Consider the following 17,320-nt stretch of genomic DNA (forward strand, 5'->3'; position numbering starts at 1 on the left):
ACGCTATTCAGCTTTTAGCGAAGATGTGCTTGATCTAGTTTCAATCAATTATTCCTAGCAACTTAAGCGTTAGGAGTGTGGTAGTATCCACCCCTATTTTACTTTATTTGCATATAAGGCAGTGCGATGAATCCGATTCTTGCGATCTTAAAAGAACACAATATCAGTGACACACAAATCAGTGAGCTGTTCCAGACACTGACTGAAAATCCAATGATGGCGATGGCGACCGTTGGCCAGTTAGGTATTCCCGCAGAAAAGCTGCAGCAGATGATGGGCTTGGTTATGCAAACCCCGACACTAATCAAAGAAGCTGTTACCGAGCTAGGTTTAGATTTTTCTAAAGTTGAAGCAGCCAAAGCCCAGCTACAGCAATAATCAACAACTTATCCCCGATGGCCACTCAATTATTCACTCAATGTGAGTCAGCCTAGCTAGGGAAGCTTGTTTGTGGGTAGAGAGCTAGCCATTTAGCTCTCCACCCCACACCGCCAGGCACTACCCTTTCTAAGCCTTATTAGCATATTGCCGTTAAAATAAGATAACCCAAACAAAATCAATGACTCCCCCTATCGTTCTAAACCGTTGTTAAAGTGTTACCTCCGTCACGACATTCCACAGAATGATTAAATAGACTACAGCCATCACATCATTTGGTTATTTAGCCAAATGACAAACTCTAGTAACTAACAGACCTTTCGGGTTTGAATCTGGACAATGTATGACAGCACAGGAACAACTGCGACTCAATGCCCGCGCTGCGGTACTCAAGGCTATGGCACATCCAACGCGCCTTTGGTTGTTAGAACAATTACAACAACAAGAGCATTGTGTTTGCGATCTCACCGATGGCGTTAACGCTGATATTTCAACGGTATCTAAGCACCTATCTGTACTAAAGCAGGCTGGAATTGTCAGCAGTCGCCGCGATGGCAAGCAAATTTTCTATCGCTTGGAAACCCCTTGCTTATTAAAAATGTTTGCCTGTGTTGAGGCGGTATTAGCAAAGAATGCCAAATCCCAGGCCGCCTTGCTTAACCCCAGTTAAACAGGCGCAATTTACCAAGTATTAATCCAATTAAGTTTATTAAAAATAAGGTCACGATATGAAAATAGAGATTCTAGGAAGTGGTTGTAAAAAGTGTACCAATTTAGCCACAGATGTAGAGCAAATTGCCCAGCGACTAGCGGTGAATTTTGAGCTTAAAAAAGTCACCGATATGGCAGCTATTATGGATTATGGCGTTATGTCGACACCTGCAATAGTGATTGATGGCACCGTCGTCAGCGCTGGCAGCGTGCCATCGCATACCGAAATTGAGCAGCTAATAACTCAAGCTAGCAACGCTCACTAATCATCTATAAATAGTCATCTGTAGATAGCCATCTTTGGACTAGTGACTATTGCTGGCTCTATCTCAACCCTTTAGCGAGGTTAACCATGTTAGTTTGGTTTTCTGTACTTGCCGATTGGCTGGTTTATGATCTGTTAGACTTATCCAGTCAAACCCAGCTTGGTCAGGCTGTCCATTTTTTTGTTGAAGACACCAGCAAGATATTTGCCCTGCTTATCGTGATGATTTACGCCATTGGCTGGCTCCGCGCCTCGTTAAATGTCGAGCGAGTGCGTGGCTACTTAGCCGGAAAGCCTAAAATTATCGGTTATGGTTTAGGTTCAGGTTTTGGGGCTATCACCCCTTTTTGTTCCTGTTCAAGTATTCCGGTGTTTCTTGGCTTTACCTCTGCAGGCATACCCATCGGCATCACCATGGCGTTCTTACTGACATCGCCGCTGATTAATGAAGTCGCCATTTTATTACTGTTTAGCCTGTTAGGATTAAAGGTCACCTTAATTTACGTGCTCACTGGCGTAGCCATTGGCATGTTCGGCGGGGCGCTACTGGACTTATTGAAAGCCGAACGTTGGTTGCAGCCTTTAGCAGCCAAAGCCTATGCCAAGGGACTGCAACACTCTAGCAACGACACCAGCATTAGCTTATCGACGTCGGGATCACCAGCTAAGCCAACAGCTATAAGTTGGCAACAACGCCATCAATTTGCCAAGTCTGAAACGGTTGAGATTTTTGGCCGAGTTTGGAAGTGGGTCATTATCGGCGTCGGTATAGGCGCGGCGCTGCATGGCTTTGTACCTGCGGGCTGGCTGGAAGCGAATTTAGGTGATGGCCAGTGGTGGTCAGTGCCTCTTGCGGTATTGATGGGGATCCCACTGTATGCCAACGCGACAGGGGTCATTCCCATATTGGAAAGCTTATTACGACAGGGCGTGCCATTAGGAACCACATTGGCATTTTGTATGAGCACCGTTGCTGTCAGTTTTCCAGAGTTTGTAATGCTAAAGCAAGTGATGCAATGGCGCTTATTGGCGATTTTATTCGTACTGTTACTCGTGTCATTTACCATTATGGGGTGGGTATTAAACCTCGTTTAACTTGAGCCACAAAGGTTAACTCCCGCCCTCAGTTGAAATAGAGGGCGAGCGGCTACTGCTCGCCTTCAAAAGCAGCTAACCAGGTTTTGAGTAACTTATTTAATTGAGGTTTTTCTGCAGCTGATAGCTGCTGAACCAATTGATGCTGAATACGTACATGTTCTTCAATCGCTTCATCTATGGTACTCAACCCTTTTGCCGTTAACCCCACCGAAACACTGCGGCGATCTTCGGTGCTGTGCATACGCTCAATAAAGCCCTTAGATTCAAGTCTATCTAAGCGATTTGTCATCGCACCAGAAGTCAGCATCATCGACGACAACAGGGCTGAAGGGGTTAAATTAAAAGGTTCACCTGAGCGACGTAGTGTGGCGAGCACATCAAACTCCCCCAGCGTTAGCCCATATTGTTTATGGCAAGCCACGATTTTCGCCTCAATATGTTTTTGTAAACGCATAATGCGCCCAAAAATTTCCATAGGTAACGTTGCTAAATGTGGCTTTTCTTGGCCCCATTGTGCGGCGACTTTATCGATATCATCCATTTCACACCATACTCTGTTTGCTACACGACTATGTCCAGCCGAATTAAACTTAACGCAAAGATACTTCATAAGAAGATACTTTACAAAAATAGATTAGAGGTTCACAATCACCTTTATCTTTACGTAAAGATACTTCATTTAAAGGTAGTATATGAATATTTTTCTTGCCATGATCCCCGCCTTTTTCTGGGGGACGACTTATGCGGTGACCCAGTTTTCATTACCCGACTGGCCACCCTTACTACTCGGTGCTCTGCGTGCTCTGCCTGCGGGTCTTGTGCTATTGGTTATCAAGCCGAGCCTTCCAAGCAGAGTTGATTGGCCGGTATTGATTAAGCTCGGCGCTATTAATATTGCCGCCTTCTTTGGTCTAATTTTTATTATGGCGCTCACCCTACCCTCGGCAATTTCCGGTGTGGGGATGATTTCGGTACCGGTGTTTGCCATGCTGTTCCATTGGGCGGTTAATAAAAAGCGCCCAAGCTCCTTACAAGCAGTGTTTGGCGCGGTGTTAATCATATTGGCTTGGATGCTATTTGACCCCAGCGCGATCAGTCTAAGCCCAGTTGGATTATTGGCAATGCTTGCTGCTATTAGCTGTATTGTCGTCGGTAGCACCATCATTAAAGCACTCGGCAGCCGCATACATTGGTGGACGGTACTCACTTGGCAACTCATTATTGGCGGCACGTTACTGCTAATTGCTGCTGCGATTCATGCACTGTTCGCTCCAGAGCAATATGTCGCTGCGATACAACAGTTTAGTATGACTAATGGCTTTGGCTTAAGCTGGATAATCCTGCTTAATACCGTGCTTGGTTACATCATGTATGTGTGGCTATTACAGCGCATGACGGTGGTCGACTTCACCTTTGGTGGCATCGCCAATCCTATCGCGGGCATTGTTAGCGGCATGGTGTTACTTGGCGAGTCATTTACCCCGCATCAGTACTTATTGATGGCCAGTATGATCTTAGCGTCTATAGCGCCAACATTGCTCCAACTTTCGCGGCATAAATGAATCAAATCCTATGATGCAAATAAATAACGATCATGAAAGCCAGATGTTTTTAAAAGAGCGGAGCTAGCAACAGGAGGTGCTAGCTGTATTTTAACATCGGCTACTTTAAGGTGTCGTATATTAGGTGAAATAACCGATGGGGTTTATTTAGCACCCGAACTTAGACCCATAGCAACATCAGTTTATAATAAATACATGTTTAACTAATCAACTTAATAAATAATAAACATAAGAACGTCATCATCACAATCTATCATGACATAGTAATTAACCCCACTATATTACGATGAATTGAAATAGTCGAAAAACTACCAGCTAATAACTAATTGCAATAATGAAATATGATTATAACGATATGACTATCCAGTAAGTCCACGGCTATAACCAACACGCCAACAACTCAAGTAGCAACAATTGCGCTACAAAAACCAATAACCTCCACCGTCACCAAAAAGTGTTCACCCCTAAATTAGAACAATAGCTTATACTCAAACCCCTGATAAACACTACACCTCAGTACCTACTTAAGAGTACCTCTAACTAGGTATTTGTTAGATTTTTCTTATTTTATTAACAACTCACTTTTGTAAAATCATTGATCATACTCACGTTGTCGTTAATAAAAAGTATGGCCACAACAACCACCATGTTAATAATAGTCTCGTTCGATACTAATTAAACATGATGAGCTTAATTGATATTTAAAACATATTCCGCAATGTAAGAACGTGAGCAAAAAGCAACAACAGAATAAAATAAGCGGACCCTAAATAAGTAAATAATTAAAATCAAGATGACCAATAGAGTTATTTAAAGGAGTTATGATGAGATTACAAAAACTTGCTATCGCTGTAGCAGTAATGGCCGCATTATCGGGTTGTAATAGCGATGATGATTCACCTAAAACTTGTAGCGATGGCACTGTTTTAGATCCAACCACCAACACCTGTGTGCCTGAGCCTATTGATCCGGTTGATCCCGTAGATCCAGTTGATCCCGTAGAACCGGACCTCTACAACAGCGATAACTGGAAAGAGCAGTTCCCTGATCAGCATACTACCTGGTTAGAAACTGCAGAAACTAACCCGGACACAGGCGTGCCGACTGACTTGTTGGAAACAAATCCAAACCTAGTGAGTGCATGGGCTGGTTACGGTTTTGCTAAAGATTACAATCGTGCTCGCGGTCATCACTATGCATTAACCGACATTATCAAAACGCTTCGCACCGGTGCCCCTCTTGTAGGTCATGACGGCGTGGTTGTCGGTGAAGCGATGAAAGCAAGTTGCTGGTCTTGTAAGTCTCCTGACGTAGCTCGTATGTATGACGAGGTTGGCGAAGGAACATTTGCAGACAACGGTTGGTCCGTTTGGGGTGAAGAGATGTCTAATGTCATCGGCTGCGCTGACTGCCATGAACTAGGCGAAAATACACTGCGCTTAAGCCGTCCATACACTGAACGTGCGATGGATAAAGTTGAGCTAACTTTCGCAGCTCAAGATCACACTGCTCAGGCAGGCCAAACGTGTGCTCAGTGTCATGTAGAGTATTATTTCGATGGCGGAGATTCTAAGAAAGTACGTTACCCATGGGATCATTGGGTACCGAGTGTCGACACTGATTACGCAAACATTGTTGGCTACAAAGGAACTGACAATCTATATAAAGGTTTCGCAGCAGAAGCTCAGTTAGCTTTCTACGACAACATTAACTTTAAAGATTGGACAAACGCCATCTCTGGTTCGCCGTCGCTAAAAGCGCAGCACCCTGAGTTTGAAAACATGTCAGACCGAACTAAACACAAAGGACCAAATCATTTAGAGTTTAGTTGTAATACATGTCACATGCCTAAAGCCACGAACAGTAGTGGTGCTGAATATTCAAACCATAAAGTCACATTTGATGCAGACAAGCTACCAGCAAGCTGTACTGGTTGTCATAATGCCGACTATTTAGACATAGACACTATCATTGCTGAGCGTAAAGCTGACATCGACAAATTACGTTTTGAAGCCGACGGTACCGACCCTCGCCTAACCGAAGTCCACTTTAAAGCACAAGCAATTTGGGCTGCAAATGGTATCGAAGGTCTAGATGCAGGCAAGTCTATTGGCGAAGCTAAGGCGGCCTATGAAGGCGCACTTGCTGCTGGAAACGAACTTGCTACCGAGATGAACAGTCTATTAGTTAAAGTGCGTAACGCGCAGTGGTTCTGGGACAGTGCGACCGCTTCCCACGGTATCGCGGCACATAATCCAGATGAAGCTAAACGCTTGCTGATTAAAGCCAATGCTATTTTGGATGCGGCACTCATCGAAGCTGATGCCTTACTCACTAAGTATGCACCTGAATATGTGTACGATGCAGCTAAGTATAATACTAAAGCAAAAGTACAACCGCTTGCGGGTCTTGACTTAGACTCAATGAAAGCGGCTAAAGACGAGTTCGTTGAAGAGCGCGTTAAAAAAGAGTGGCCAGCTGAATTACGTTAATCACTAATGTAATTTATTAAATCACCACCTCCAAAACAGAATGCCAGTCATCCCACCGACTGGCATTTTTTTATTCAACAGTTATCTGCGGTAAGCTAATCTCTACTGACACCAAGCTGTCAGTAGCCCTGTTTTATCCTTGCTCTGTCGCTGAGTGGTAAGCCTTCATATCGAATGTTCACTCAGCTCATACAAGGAGTTAATCATGTTACATAATGCAGCCTTAGTTTGGGGCGAGATCCCTGTTACAGATATGGATAGAGCCGTCGCATTTTATACGCAACATTTTGGCGTCAGTTTCAGACGTGAAGTGATGAATGATATGGAGATGGCGGTGCTAGAAACAGCAGATAAAGACGCTGCCAGCATAGGCTTAGTGAAACATGAGATGATGCAGCCATCAGCCCATGGTAGCGTGCTTTACCTTCACCTAAGTGAACAGCTTTCAGCGTTGGTGGATAAAATAACCCAAGCAGGGGTAAAAGTACTATTGCCAGTAATGCCGATAAAGGACGGTGAATGCGGCTTTATCGCGTTATTTCAGGACTGCGAAGGCAATACGGTCGGCCTTTGGTCCAAGGAAAAATAGAGTTAGTAGCACCAGGGTTACAAGCTGATTCAATGGAGAGATCATGAGTGATATAACAATGGATGTCGTTTCACCTGAGAGAGTTACGCAAACCGCGGTTGAACTTGCAGGCTTAATGAGCAGCACCAGCAATCTTGCCGAGCAACATATAGCCACGCAAAAAATAGCCCCTCTCTGGCAACGTTATTTTACCGAGCGAGTCCAAACCCATCGCGATGGTCAGCTAATGTATGGCGTCTATTATGACTATCAATCGGATATGGATGGTGAGTTCTCGGTATTAGTGGGAACCACAACCACCGAAGAGCAAGCATGTGATCTTACCTTAATTGCTGGTGACTACCTTAAGTTTAGCGCTCAAGGGGAGATGCCTCAATGCGTGATAAACCTTTGGCAACAAGTATGGCGCTATTTCACCTCAGACACATGTGAGTATCAACGCTGTTACCTCACCGATTATGAGGTTTATCTAGATAGTCATCGTGTTGAGATCTATATTGGCATTAACTAACCACTGTTTGCCAGCATAAAAGAGTAGCCAGATTTAACGTCCAGTTAGATTTGGCTCTGTTACTTATCAGCTACTCAACTAAGGGGTAATATGCGCCGCGCCGATAGATTATTTCAACTAGTTCAAATCCTTCGCAATCGCCGTTTAACCACGGCCAAAGAGCTGGCCGAAAGGCTCGAAGTATCGACACGTACCGTCTATCGTGATGTACAAGATCTCTGCTTAAATGGTATTCCAATTGAGGGTGAAGCTGGTGTGGGATACCTGCTACGACAAGAGGTTAATGTTCCGCCACTGATGTTCAATGAAGCTGAACTAGAGGCGATTCAAGTCGGTATGCGCATGGTGCAAGCTTGGGGTGGAAAAGAGCTGTCGAGCGCCGCAAAACAAGCGATGATAAAAGTCGAAGCCGTATTACCAGCAAGGCTCAAAGAGTATCAATCATTAATGTTCGCCCCTGATTTTTACATCGATAGTGATGAGCTTCAGTTTCTCGACCAGTTAAGAAAATCTTCGCGATTAAGAGAATATCTATTGATGGATTACCGCGATGCGAAAGAGGATATTAGCCACAGAGAAGTGCGCCCTCTTGCCATCTATTTTTGGAAAGGCACATGGACCCTACTCGCTTGGTGTGAACTGCGAAATGACTTTCGTAACTTCCGTATCGATAGAATTCTTAATCTGAATAGCTTAGCAAGGTATTTTGCCATAACCCCTGGTCAAGAGATGCAAGACTATATTGCCTTGATGGAAGCCGAACATGGTTAATGCTGCATTGGATCTAACAGAATTATCTGCGCACTGCTTGATAAATCCCCTCCCCAGAAGGGCGCCTCCCAAAGACACAGCCACTCTCATTTTCGCTAAGTAAACAGCGAAAAATTCAACTAACTGAACATCTCCCATTTACCCCGCGCCCATTGATGTGGACAGCATCGACACAGAATCACTTTAGCATCTGATTTTTATAAGGAATATTATCAGAAGAGTAGCACGTGAATTTCTTAGCTATATTCATCATTCGAACTTGTTGTCATTACTTGCATCACGTTATCAATACAAAGTTGACCCTGTTCCAAGAGCGATTTCAGCAAAAATCAAATAAAGGAATATAGTATGAATCCCCCCCCTCAAAGGACTATAAGCACGTTAGTCACAGCGCTACTGTTATGTATATTTGCTAGCAGCATCTCGCAGGCCACCCCATCTGAAGAGATATACAAAGAAAGTGAATTGGTGCTGCAGACTGAAACAGTAACTAGTATCAGTTCTTCCCCTACTTCTTATAATTGCAGCGCGGATAAGAGCTGGTTTTCCTCACCGAGTCAGCCAGATGAAGTAGCGCAAAGTAATGGCCAAGGAGACAGCTCATTCTGCGACTTTTATCAATTTTCGTGGCAAACATTCGCTTATTTAATGGCGACTTCCACTACAGACTCTAGCGTACGCAACTTTCAAGATGACACGCTGTTTAACGAGCTAGAGGTAAAGCCTGATGGCACACCAGCCAACTCTTGTGATGACATTCATGACTCACAAGTACTGTTTATACGCACCGCAAAACATGAAGAAAATGACACCACCATTATAATCCCAGAGCGAATTGGTCAAGCTGGCGGCAGCGCAACCATTTATGATCAAAATGGTAATGTCGTCTATTACGATATTCGCTTCAGTAAAAACATGTGCGATGTAAAAAAAATTCAGCAGCAACAGAACTTCCCGGGTGGGACCACTGAGATGAAAACCGCGTGGAAGGTACTGGATGCAAACGATGACCCAAGTAACTACATCACCATAGATGCCAACATCACGCCGACAACGTCAGCACAGAAAAATGCCAAAACCACCACGTTGGGAATGATAGGGTTTCATGTCGCCGTTGCCACTCCAGATCACCCTGAGTTTGTTTGGGCCACCTTTGAACATAAGGTAAATGCACCAGATTGTACTCTGCCACAGACAACTACCGGTTGGTCTTTTGCCAGCCAGGCCTGTGCTACAGGTCTAAAAGATAACCAGCCTATGTGCCAATTTAATAACCCCACTCCAGGCACAGAGAGCACAGGAAAACCCTCGCAGATATGCCGCATGTATCCTTATGGCTCTGCTGCAATAGATCCGCAATTTGATGAAAACACCCAATCAATTAAAACACTGAATGCAAATGTTCTGCCCCATTTAACCGGTAACTTTAACGTGCTTAAAAACTACTTCAATGTCGGAGCTCTATGGGTAAGTGATATCCAACAAGGCTCATATACAACTCCGACAGATGGCCAGCCAACAACACAAATAAGTAACCAAAGAGGCTCGTTACGACTTGCTAATACCGTTGCAGAAACTGAATATCAAGAGGTTAACACCGCAGCAATACATCTCACCGCTGACAGCGGTAAAACAGATCCCACACATTCACCTTCAGCAGGGTTCGTCTCCAATTGTTTCGGTTGCCATAATTATCAAGGTAAAAAAAGCGGTATTAGCAACACCGCATCCAGCAGCAGCCTAAGTCATATTTTTGATGATATCAAAGCGGGTTCCAAACAATGATTAAGCTGTAAGCAGCTAGCGTCATTGACAATCAAGCGCAAGCTAAAGCCCAAGCTGATGCAATAAATAGCCACTTGGTCAATATCGGCCCTCGCTGTTGACCCTTTATGCATAACTAACAAGGAAACTCAGATGAAATTACCAACTCAATCTAAACCCGTGGAACGTACTACTTACAACTCTAATGCAGCAGGCAGTGGCGCAGAAGCCACAGGTTTTTGGAGTTCCTTAAGCAAATCCGCACTGAACATCGCTAAAAAGGTAGCGCCCAGCTTACTCGGTAAACGTTAATCTTAAGCTTGATGATAACAATGGCTAAGCTAACAGGCTATTGCTGCTCCTATGCGACAGCACTTTGTGAAACGCCATAAATATCGGCTCCCAGGGTTAATTTATACCCCGAAGCCACTAATGATTAGACTAGATCACATGAAATAGTAAAGGATGATTATTCATGAAAACACATACTCACGACCATACCTGTACCCATTGTGGCTGTAATGACCCGTTTGGTAAGAGCTTACTGAATGCAATAATAGTCGCGGCTAATATTAATACTGAGGTTTCTCTACCAACACCGCCACTACCCAAGCCAGATCAACAAAATAACTGCAAACCACTCATTATTAGTGGTGGTACCATACGCCCAGTAACACAAGGTAATGCCGATATCACCGTTGATGCAATTGGTGTACTTGGCGGAAACATTATCGCAGTGGGTACACTTCAACATGTAAAAAAAGCCGTTGAACTTGCGGTAGAGCAAAAGCAGCAACAGATTGGCGAAGACCTTAGTCAACAAGTGCGCCAAGAAAAGATTAACGAGCTAACGATTACTCACCAGAAACTAACCCCTGGCCAAACCCTACTTCCCGGCTTAATTGACCCCCATGTTCATATTTGCGGTGATGCCCTGATAAGCAACTTTATCTCCTTCTCAGGAGTAGATAAGCAGATGATGAGGCATGATTACGACTTAGATTATATTACAACAACGCTCAATATAGGTATTAGCGGTGAAGCTAATAAAGACACTGAAACAAGTAAAAACAGCCTGCAATCCAAAAACATCGTCCCTACACCAATAACAGCTGATAGCTGGATAATGGGAAAGGATATCGATCCCTCATTCATGCCTTTTGATGGGGACTTATTAACCACGCTAGACCTAGCCACCTTAGATGGGCTAAATGGGGCAACAAAGGAAGATGAAAAGTACCCACTCGCCATCCTCAGTGCTTCCGCCCATACATTGTATATCAACACTAAGGCCTCAGAAGCAACCTGGAAATTCTGGGACGAATATGACGATAGCAATTATTCGCCACTAGCAAAAATTGACTCCCTTAAAGCATGGCTAGAGAAAACCAGGTATACGACGTATCAAAGTTTTGCAAGCAACACTGACGCTCCTAACAAATTAACAAAAAATGATTTTGTTAAAAAATATAATGGCCAACTGCAAGAGATGGAGCAAATACTGTGGGCTCTGTGTGCCGTACCATATGAGCAGCTAGCACGCTATATAAACCCGCAAGCTGTAAAACGATCTCTACAGGCCCTACTATCGGAGGCGCTCGGAAAAGGGATGACTTTTTTATATGACGCTGCGTTTAGCACCCAGCAACAAACTTGGCTACGAAAAGAGCAAGATAAGAATGCTGATTTGCCGCCAGTTCGCATCGGTGGAGCGCTAGAATATGCCGATTTAAACGGTATAAAGCAAGCCGATGATTGTCCGAGAACATCTCAGTATCAGTATGCTTTTACCGGAAATATTAAGTTAGTTTCTGACGGTTCCAATCAAGGCTTAACCGGATACCAATATCAATCTTACTACTGCTACCCACCATTACCAAAGGATGTGTACGAGGAGAAATCTAAGGGGATATTCAACTTCAACATGGAGCCAAAAACCACTCAAAACGAAATGCATAATAACTTATCCTTTCCAGCGATGGTCAATACCGCCATTAACGAAAAGGGCTGGCCACTGATGATCCATGCTAATGGTGATAGTGCCATTGACAATACCATTGAGGTCTATAAAGCGGCATATACCAATGCCATCGATATCGGTTACACGCCACTAGATTGGGCCGATATGCGCCATAGAATTGAACACTGCTCACTGCTCGATGCCGACAGAATTACCAGCATGAAAGAGTTCGCGCTGTCTCCCAGTTTTTTAATTGGTCATGTCGGTTATTGGGGCTATGCATTTGAACAAATCATTTTTAAAGAGCAGGCTAAAAAATGTTTAGACTTATGCCAATCATCTATCGCCGCAGGGGCAAAAATCACCCTCCACAGTGACTTCCCGGTATCACCCATTGGCACACTACGCTTGATGGAACAGTCGATGACTCGGGTAACCGAAGCCAGCCCAGCGATAAAGGATTACACCAAAGTCTTCAGACAAAATAACAATATAAGAGCCATTAGCAGCCAAGTTAGCGACGAAAATACATTAAATATTGCGGAGCGCCTAACTGGCTCACAGGCATTAGCCGCCGCGACGTACAACGCCGCATGGCAATGTCATGCCGATGCATGGCTGGGTTCACTTGAAATCGGAAAGTTTGCCGACTTTGTTATCCTCAAAATTGATCCGGTGACAATGAAAGACCCGTTCTTAAAAATGCGTGATACCGATAATGTGCTTGAAACATGGGTAGCGGGTGAAAAGGTGTTTTCACACGAGAGCATTAAGGTAAAAGACGATGCAAAATCTGATGTGGGCAGAAATGTAGAAATCGATGTCGAAATCGATGTAGAAGTCGATGTAGCAATAAAGAGCCCAGAGTGTGCTGACTAAATAGCACCAGAGCGATTAGCAATCGTAAGCATCAAGCGGATTGCAAAATCCGCTTGATGACTTGATCAGGCAACATAACTTTTGCTCTGCGATAACGACAGCATACAGCCAATCTTTGACAGCCGGAAATGGCCTGCATTTTAAACATTAGTTAGAGCAAGAACCACAACATACACCGCTGTCACCATGTTTCGGCTTAGCATTATCAGCTTTTACCGCAGCATTAGTTGCAGCAACTTTTTCAGCTTTGTCGACAGCCTTAGTTGGGGTTACTACTGAAGCCTGGCCCTCTGATTTATTCAAACCAAATATTTTTTTGAATGATACTGACATATAAACTCCATAACTTTCTAAAGGTGCATTTTTATCGCATGTTATAATTCTTGAGTAATTTAGTCAACTATTAATCACACTCTTTGCGGTGAGTTGTGATGGAGGTTTGTCGTCAGAAAACTAAGCGCTACACCTAGGTTCATTAATCAGACAGTCAGGCACAAATAGTTATCTATCCATGGGGCTCGGATCGCATATTATGCTAAAATTCCCCTATCAGCTTTATGAATGTGCAACACAACTCATTTGTTTGACTGAGCGTAGTGAAACGCTACTTTGATTAACCAATGAGGACCCAAAATATGAGCAAGTTAAATGCTGAACAGCGTAAAGCACGAGACAACGAACGTTTTTCACAACGTGTAGATGAGCGCAGAGTAAAGGGCGAAGATGTCGTCGCTTATGTACTTGCCAATAATAAAGCCTTTAAGTTTCTGACTAAAGATGAGAAATTCAGCTTTAAGGAGAGACAAGCAACGCTTCAGGAAGAGGCAACTCTTAAGGCGCAACAACGACTTAAGCTTAAAGAGCAGGAAGAGCTAGAAAGGATTCAAGCGGAGTTTACTGAAAAGTAAAATACACTTAATAACCATGGTTCTTTATTGATTATGGATGGCTCGTATTGAAAACTAATTTATAGGCTTAACGGCCTATAAAGATAGCTATTTTAGCTTGCTAAGGACACGGATTCGTTTTTTGTCGATGCTAACGTTAGCATCGACAAGGTTTTATCAAATACACTATGTAGCTGGTTTAATGCATCTGTTTCAGAGCGACTAGCATCTGGCTGATATCCACTGATAATGTCCTTCGCCACATTCTGCATAACATTATAGGCCTGCTCCAGTTCATTAATCCATCCCCCCTCGAATAACTCATCATCTCTTAATCGTCTAATCCATTTGTCAAAATGACAACCCATATTACAGATATCAATTTTCTCCTTTGAGTCCTCCTTTATCGAATTCTCTATATTTTTAAGCCAGTGTGTGAGTATCAATTCGAGCTGTTTTACTCTCCTTACCTGTAGTGTCATCTCCTCCTGACTACTTGCTATCCATATTTGATTTGGCTGGTATTCTTTAATCCAGTCAAGGAGTTTATTAGCTGGCATAGGCTTTGATATGGCATAACCTTGTGCATTGTGACAACCCATCAGAAGTAACATAAGGCCATGCTCTGTCGTTTCGACACCTTCAGCAATAACATGTCGGTTGAATGACTTAGTCAGCCCAATCACACCATCTATGATAGAGAAGTCATTTTGATCGATTAATACATCGCGAACAAAACTTTGGTCAATCTTGATAGTGTCAGCAGGAAGCTGTCGAAGATGAGACAGTGATGAGTAACCGGTACCAAAATCATCCAAGGCGATTTTTACACCTAACTCATTACAACAGGCACGAATAATGTAGCTGATCCGCTCTATATTTCCTAAGGTGCTACTTTCTAAAACTTCCAACTTGAAGTTGCAAGCCTCAATATTACTGTGACGGTTCAGCGCCTCTTTAAGGCTGTCAAAAAAACAGGGATTTAAAAACTGCATAGAAGAAACATTAACACTCATTTCTAAATTTATACCTTGGTTATTGAGTCGTTCAAGCTGCTCCATTGCTTGATCAATCACCCAATCACCGACTTGTATTTCTATTTCTGAGCCTTCGATGAGCGGTAAGAACTCAAGCGGAGGAACAAGTCCTTTTTCAGGATGCTGCCAACGAATTAACGCTTCAACACCGATAATTTTTCCCGAGGCCATATTCACTTTTGGCTGGTAATACAAACAGAGTTCATGATTGATTAAAGCATGTTGGATCTCTTGTAATTTTACATGCCGAAGGGTCGTTTCTTGTGCTTGCTCTAAATCAAAGAATTGGTAATTTTTTTTCCCTTCTTGCTTAGCTTGATACATAGCTTGGTCTGCTTGGCGTAGTAAGGTATCTAGCTCCACCCCATCTAAAGGAGATAAACTGACACCAATGGATGCACTGATATTGATTAAGTGTTCGTCAATAAAGTAAGTGGCACTAATGGAGTGAATAATTCTTTCCAGTATTTCACAACATTGAGGCGTTGATTTAAGATCACCTAACAGCATCGAAAATTCATCGCCACCGAGACGTGAAACTGTGTCTTCTGATCTCAGCGCTAATTCAAGCCGACGAGCGACCTCAATCAGTAATTTATCGCCGATATCATGACCAAAAATATCATTCACCGGCTTGAAGTCATCTAAATCTAGGAAGCAAACAGCGAGCAATGTATCTGAACGTTTTGAATGAGCAAGAGCTTGGTAAAAACGGTCGAGTAGCAGTGTTCGATTAGGGAGCCCAGTCAGGGCATCGTAATGAGCCATTCGGCGCATACTTTCTTGTTGGCGTTTGCTATGGGTTATATCGGTGAATATACCTAAGTAGTTAACGATATGCTCATCTGAATCTTTCAGGGATGAGGTGGTGAGCAATTCGGCGTAAACCTCACCATTTTTCCGGCGGTTCCATATTTCACCCTGCCAATACCCATGCTCGGTGATTTGTTGCCACATGTCGTTATAAAATTCAGCTTCATGCTTACCAGAGCTTAGCATAGTAGGGCTTTTACCTATAACCTCCTCACGGCTGTAGCCGGTAATATCGGAAAATGCAGGGTTAACATCAACAATCATCCTATCAGCGTCTGTAATAACTATGCCTTCATGGGTGTCGCTGAAGACGCGAGATGAAAGTTTAAGCTTTTTCTCTAGACTCTTCTGTTCAGATATATCAACAATACTGACAGGAACATTGCGGAAGTTATTGGTTGATGATGGTGTTTGAAATGAGATAAGTGCTTTGATTTCTTTACCATCTAATGTCTGAAAATTTGCTTCTGATAGAAACGTTTCTTGATTAGTCCAGATGGCACACATTTCATTAATAAATACATCTATCGCATTTGCACCAAAAGTTTGCTCAATTTTACTTAAAAATTCAGATTGGTTGTTGGCACCAAAGAGTTTCAACGTGGCATTATTGACAGAATTAACTTTAACCATCCCCGCCAGATCCCAAGCAAGATCCATATTCGCGTACAAATATTCCTTAAGATCAACGACACCTTTCTGTCTAAAATTGTCTAGCGCTACCACAACAGTAGAAAAATCTTCACTCCAAATAGACACTTCGGCATTATTAAAAATAGCTTTAAAGCGTTCTTCACTTTCATTGCGAGAGTGCTCCGCCTTTCTGACGAGAAAGATAACAGAAAACGCTATGATGCCACTTGATAGGATTGTAACTATCAGCAAAAAGTATAAAGAGGTCTTACTTAAACCATAAGAACGTTGACTACTATCCTTAAACTCAAGAGCTTTACTACGAGCAAAATCGATTAAAAATTTCATGCTTAGGTTCAGCTTGTTAACATGCTCAGCTCCCTTGCCAGTGGTAATATCTGCAGCGAGTAGATGCTGGTTGTTACGTTTTAAAACAAGTACTTCGTCACGTATAGATTTCCACTCAACAAATGTCATATAAGCGACATTAATTTTTTCTTTGTCTCCAAGAAAGCGTTCTTTAATTATTTCAAAATGTCGATAGACTTCATCTTCATGTTGGTCGACTAGGGAGATAGCGATATCTAATTCATCTTTATTTTTTGCTAACACGACATCTTTCATATATCGGTGCATGGCAAGAATATCGCCATTGGCTTCTAATACCGCGATACTGACTGAAAAGGGATGTTGGTACATTCTGTCATTAAGATCAGCAAGTTTTCTGTTTTCATCTACTGCCATGAAAATGATTAGCACCACCAGCATAACCATGGTTATAAACCCGACTGAAATGATCGGCGTAGAGTACTTTCCCTGTAATAGTCCAACATTATCCATCTGCATTCAGTCTCTGATCTGTTTCACTCATAGAAACGGCTAATGCATATATTCTAGGATATATTGTTCAAGTTTGAGTTTTGTTTGATGTTAATACTGAGAAAAGGTGATGCGCGTATAAACAAACCAC

Annotated in this window: 16 protein-coding genes; 13 read left to right on the forward strand and 3 right to left on the reverse strand. The window is 42.9% G+C overall.

Going from position 1 to position 17,320, the window contains the following annotated elements:
• Positions 1–126 precede the first annotated feature (126 nt).
• The 4 genes from JK628_RS19275 to JK628_RS19290 all read left to right on the forward strand — a co-directional run bounded on the left by JK628_RS19275 (position 127) and on the right by JK628_RS19290 (position 2,449).
• On the forward strand, positions 127–378 hold the full coding sequence (locus JK628_RS19275; protein WP_202286539.1) for a DUF2999 family protein: 252 nt from the start codon (positions 127–129) through the stop codon (positions 376–378).
• A 343-nt stretch (positions 379–721) separates the two neighbouring features.
• Entirely contained in the window at positions 722–1,048 is a 327-nt protein-coding gene (locus JK628_RS19280; protein ID WP_202286540.1) for an ArsR/SmtB family transcription factor, read from the forward strand.
• 58 nt (positions 1,049–1,106) lie between these two features.
• Positions 1,107–1,355 carry a thioredoxin family protein gene (locus tag JK628_RS19285; RefSeq protein ID WP_202286541.1) on the forward strand — a complete coding sequence of 83 codons (249 nt, stop codon included), beginning with the start codon at positions 1,107–1,109 and terminating at the stop codon, positions 1,353–1,355.
• 86 nt (positions 1,356–1,441) lie between these two features.
• Positions 1,442–2,449 carry a permease gene (locus tag JK628_RS19290; RefSeq protein WP_202286542.1) on the forward strand — a complete coding sequence of 336 codons (1,008 nt, stop codon included), beginning with the start codon at positions 1,442–1,444 and terminating at the stop codon, positions 2,447–2,449.
• 52 nt (positions 2,450–2,501) lie between these two features.
• On the opposite strand, the gene JK628_RS19295 is transcribed toward JK628_RS19290, so the two are convergent.
• Entirely contained in the window at positions 2,502–2,993 is a 492-nt protein-coding gene (locus JK628_RS19295) for a MarR family winged helix-turn-helix transcriptional regulator (RefSeq protein WP_202286543.1), read from the reverse strand.
• Between the two features lie 151 nt (positions 2,994–3,144).
• Here JK628_RS19295 and JK628_RS19300 point away from each other — a divergent pair, with 151 nt between their 5' ends.
• The 8 genes from JK628_RS19300 to JK628_RS19335 all read left to right on the forward strand — a co-directional run bounded on the left by JK628_RS19300 (position 3,145) and on the right by JK628_RS19335 (position 12,980).
• Positions 3,145–4,014, forward strand: coding sequence for a DMT family transporter (locus JK628_RS19300; protein WP_202286544.1), 870 nt, complete (start codon positions 3,145–3,147; stop codon positions 4,012–4,014).
• Positions 4,015–4,838: 824 nt separating this feature from the next.
• Positions 4,839–6,506 (forward strand): ammonia-forming cytochrome c nitrite reductase subunit c552, encoded by a 1,668-nt coding sequence (locus JK628_RS19305; RefSeq protein WP_202289892.1) that lies wholly within the window; start codon positions 4,839–4,841, stop codon positions 6,504–6,506.
• Between the two features lie 205 nt (positions 6,507–6,711).
• Positions 6,712–7,095 carry a VOC family protein gene (locus JK628_RS19310; protein ID WP_202286545.1) on the forward strand — a complete coding sequence of 128 codons (384 nt, stop codon included), beginning with the start codon at positions 6,712–6,714 and terminating at the stop codon, positions 7,093–7,095.
• A 43-nt stretch (positions 7,096–7,138) separates the two neighbouring features.
• Positions 7,139–7,606: a GyrI-like domain-containing protein gene (locus JK628_RS19315; RefSeq protein WP_237524067.1), complete on the forward strand. Its 468-nt coding sequence runs from the start codon at positions 7,139–7,141 to the stop codon at positions 7,604–7,606.
• 90 nt (positions 7,607–7,696) lie between these two features.
• Positions 7,697–8,377 (forward strand): helix-turn-helix transcriptional regulator, encoded by a 681-nt coding sequence (locus JK628_RS19320; protein ID WP_202286546.1) that lies wholly within the window; start codon positions 7,697–7,699, stop codon positions 8,375–8,377.
• Positions 8,378–8,725: 348 nt separating this feature from the next.
• Positions 8,726–10,162 carry a mannan-binding protein gene (locus JK628_RS19325; protein ID WP_202286547.1) on the forward strand — a complete coding sequence of 479 codons (1,437 nt, stop codon included), beginning with the start codon at positions 8,726–8,728 and terminating at the stop codon, positions 10,160–10,162.
• A 132-nt stretch (positions 10,163–10,294) separates the two neighbouring features.
• Positions 10,295–10,453 carry a hypothetical protein gene (locus tag JK628_RS19330; protein WP_202286548.1) on the forward strand — a complete coding sequence of 53 codons (159 nt, stop codon included), beginning with the start codon at positions 10,295–10,297 and terminating at the stop codon, positions 10,451–10,453.
• A gap of 163 nt (positions 10,454–10,616) precedes the next feature.
• Entirely contained in the window at positions 10,617–12,980 is a 2,364-nt protein-coding gene (locus JK628_RS19335) for an amidohydrolase family protein (protein ID WP_202286549.1), read from the forward strand.
• 147 nt (positions 12,981–13,127) lie between these two features.
• Here the strand turns inward: JK628_RS19335 and JK628_RS19340 are convergent, their stop codons facing one another.
• On the reverse strand, positions 13,128–13,313 hold the full coding sequence (locus tag JK628_RS19340) for a CCGSCS motif protein (RefSeq protein ID WP_202286550.1): 186 nt from the start codon (positions 13,311–13,313) through the stop codon (positions 13,128–13,130).
• A gap of 302 nt (positions 13,314–13,615) precedes the next feature.
• On the opposite strand from JK628_RS19340, the gene JK628_RS19345 reads away from it, so the two are divergent.
• On the forward strand, positions 13,616–13,888 hold the full coding sequence (locus tag JK628_RS19345; protein WP_202286551.1) for a DNA polymerase III subunit epsilon: 273 nt from the start codon (positions 13,616–13,618) through the stop codon (positions 13,886–13,888).
• 92 nt (positions 13,889–13,980) lie between these two features.
• On the opposite strand, the gene JK628_RS19350 is transcribed toward JK628_RS19345, so the two are convergent.
• Positions 13,981–17,196: an EAL domain-containing protein gene (locus JK628_RS19350; RefSeq protein ID WP_202286552.1), complete on the reverse strand. Its 3,216-nt coding sequence runs from the start codon at positions 17,194–17,196 to the stop codon at positions 13,981–13,983.
• Positions 17,197–17,320 lie beyond the last annotated feature (124 nt).

This window comes from Shewanella sp. KX20019, from assembly GCF_016757755.1.
Taxonomy (GTDB): domain Bacteria; phylum Pseudomonadota; class Gammaproteobacteria; order Enterobacterales; family Shewanellaceae; genus Shewanella.

What these genes read in the sequence shown, in the direction of transcription:
- JK628_RS19290 (WP_202286542.1), top strand. Translation starts at nt 1,442, where the DNA reads ATGTTAGTTTGGTTTTCTGTACTTGCCGATTGGCTGGTTTATGATCTG.
- JK628_RS19345 (WP_202286551.1), top strand. Translation starts at nt 13,616, where the DNA reads ATGAGCAAGTTAAATGCTGAACAGCGTAAAGCACGAGACAACGAACGT.
- JK628_RS19285 (WP_202286541.1), top strand. Translation starts at nt 1,107, where the DNA reads ATGAAAATAGAGATTCTAGGAAGTGGTTGTAAAAAGTGTACCAATTTA.
- JK628_RS19305 (WP_202289892.1), top strand. Translation starts at nt 4,839, where the DNA reads ATGAGATTACAAAAACTTGCTATCGCTGTAGCAGTAATGGCCGCATTA.
- JK628_RS19350 (WP_202286552.1), bottom strand. Translation starts at nt 17,196, where the DNA reads ATGCAGATGGATAATGTTGGACTATTACAGGGAAAGTACTCTACGCCG.
- JK628_RS19280 (WP_202286540.1), top strand. Translation starts at nt 722, where the DNA reads ATGACAGCACAGGAACAACTGCGACTCAATGCCCGCGCTGCGGTACTC.
- JK628_RS19315 (WP_237524067.1), top strand. Translation starts at nt 7,139, where the DNA reads ATGAGTGATATAACAATGGATGTCGTTTCACCTGAGAGAGTTACGCAA.
- JK628_RS19275 (WP_202286539.1), top strand. Translation starts at nt 127, where the DNA reads ATGAATCCGATTCTTGCGATCTTAAAAGAACACAATATCAGTGACACA.
- JK628_RS19310 (WP_202286545.1), top strand. Translation starts at nt 6,712, where the DNA reads ATGTTACATAATGCAGCCTTAGTTTGGGGCGAGATCCCTGTTACAGAT.
- JK628_RS19335 (WP_202286549.1), top strand. Translation starts at nt 10,617, where the DNA reads ATGAAAACACATACTCACGACCATACCTGTACCCATTGTGGCTGTAAT.
- JK628_RS19330 (WP_202286548.1), top strand. Translation starts at nt 10,295, where the DNA reads ATGAAATTACCAACTCAATCTAAACCCGTGGAACGTACTACTTACAAC.
- JK628_RS19320 (WP_202286546.1), top strand. Translation starts at nt 7,697, where the DNA reads ATGCGCCGCGCCGATAGATTATTTCAACTAGTTCAAATCCTTCGCAAT.
- JK628_RS19340 (WP_202286550.1), bottom strand. Translation starts at nt 13,313, where the DNA reads ATGTCAGTATCATTCAAAAAAATATTTGGTTTGAATAAATCAGAGGGC.
- JK628_RS19300 (WP_202286544.1), top strand. Translation starts at nt 3,145, where the DNA reads ATGAATATTTTTCTTGCCATGATCCCCGCCTTTTTCTGGGGGACGACT.
- JK628_RS19325 (WP_202286547.1), top strand. Translation starts at nt 8,726, where the DNA reads ATGAATCCCCCCCCTCAAAGGACTATAAGCACGTTAGTCACAGCGCTA.
- JK628_RS19295 (WP_202286543.1), bottom strand. Translation starts at nt 2,993, where the DNA reads ATGGATGATATCGATAAAGTCGCCGCACAATGGGGCCAAGAAAAGCCA.